This is a genomic window from Paraburkholderia sp. RL17-347-BIC-D, assembly GCF_046027915.1.
Taxonomy (GTDB): domain Bacteria; phylum Pseudomonadota; class Gammaproteobacteria; order Burkholderiales; family Burkholderiaceae; genus Paraburkholderia.
Genome location: NZ_JARESS010000284.1, coordinates 1 through 304 on the forward strand (window position 1 = coordinate 1; position 304 = coordinate 304).

Annotated in this window: 1 pseudogene; it reads right to left on the reverse strand. The window is 64.8% G+C overall.

Annotation, left to right across the window (positions count from 1 at the left end):
* A pseudogene (locus tag P0D96_RS48585) lies at nucleotides 1–304 on the reverse strand (cytochrome c); the annotation flags it as partial.

Consider the following 304-nt stretch of genomic DNA (forward strand, 5'->3'; position numbering starts at 1 on the left):
ACCGTCGAGGTCGCTCAATGCGCGTTCCTGCATCGTCGCCGCGCGCGGCGTGTGGCACGCACCGCAATGGCCGAGCCCTTGCACGAGATAGGCGCCGCGCGCGATAACCGGATCGGCGTAATGCTTCGCGTCGAACGAAACCGGTTCGGGTGCGAACAGGTGACGCCAGATACCGAGCGGCCAGCGCATCGACAGCGGCCAGACGATATCGACCGGGCGGTTTGTCTGGTTCACCGGTGCGACGCCTTGCCTGAAGTACGCATACAGCGCGTGCATGTCGTCTTCGCTCAGGCGTGCATACGAG